The sequence below is a fragment of the Eubacterium ramulus ATCC 29099 genome (genome assembly GCF_000469345.1).
Lineage (GTDB): Bacteria > Bacillota > Clostridia > Lachnospirales > Lachnospiraceae > Eubacterium_I > Eubacterium_I ramulus.
The window spans coordinates 1-1237 of record NZ_KI271091.1 but is presented as its reverse complement, the minus strand read 5'-3'; the positions used below and the strand labels follow the sequence as shown (position 1 = coordinate 1237).

The 1237-nt window shown below is 43.0% G+C and carries 1 pseudogene; it reads left to right on the top strand.

Annotated elements, in window-relative coordinates:
* A pseudogene (locus HMPREF0373_RS02410) lies at positions 1–1237 on the top strand (SrtB-anchored collagen-binding adhesin); the annotation flags it as partial.

The following is a 1237-nucleotide window of genomic DNA, read 5'->3' as shown; positions in this document are numbered from 1 at the left end:
ATGTCAAACAGTATGGCGAAGCTCACAAGGAACTGAATTACAAGCAAGTCTATCTGTTGGAACAATGTGTTGTCTGGCAGAGATTGAGCGTACATCTTGGCTGGCAATGTGATAACGTGCGAGCTTCTTATGATGAAATTCCAAAGGCAACACAGGACGAAGTTTTCTCTGGTGCAAAAGCCTTTGTCAAAGAGAATAAAGGACGCTATGAATGTGGCGGTTATATCTACTCTGGCGAGGGGCAGGAATTAGGACAATTCTGGGCGAAACTGAATGTCGGAAATGCGAAACTACAAAAGACTTCCAGTAATACCAGCATTACAAACGGTAACGGGAATTACTCTGTCGCTGGTGCAATCTACGGTGTCTTTTCTGATAAGGACTGCACGAAACAGCTTGCCACCCTTACGACTGATGAAAACGGAAATACAGATGTTGTAGAGGTAAAAGCAGGCACAGTCTATATCAAGGAATTATCCGCACCAGCAGGATATAAAGTAGATAAAACTGTATATTCCTTAAAGATTGAAGCTGGAAAGACAGCGACATTGAACGTATCTGATACGCCAAAAGTAACGGACACTTTGATTGAGCTTTTCAAGATTGACATGGAAACACAGAAAGACAATCCGCAAGGAAACGCTTCTCTAGCAGGTGCGGAATTTACATGGAAGTATTATGCAGGCTTCTATACTAAAGACAATCTCCCTGCCGAAGCTACTCGTACATGGGTTACAAAGACAATCGCTGAAACAGACAGCTACGGGACAACTCATTACATCACAAAATTAGCGGACGCATACAAGGTGTCTGGCGACAGCTTCTATATGCAAGACGGTAAAGCCGTTTTTCCACTTGGAACACTAACCGTTGAAGAAACGAAAGCTCCAAATGGCTACTTACTTGACGGTGCATATATGCAGGCTGGCGATAAGTCCGAACAGATTAAGGGCTTATATGTAACACAGATTACCGAGGACGGCGACCTTGCCGTATTATCTGGAAGTAACCAGTTTTCCGTTTCTGACAAGGTTATCCGTGGCGGTGTCAAAATTCAGAAACGAGATTTAGAAACGGGCGATACAAAGCCACAAGGAAGTGCCACTTTGAAAGATACTGCCTTTGACATCATTTCCTTAAAAGATAATGCAGTATTGGTTGAGGGCAAGCTATACAAAAAAAATGAAGTGGTAAAGACAATTCGTACCGATATTGAGGGTGTCGCTTCTACTTCTGC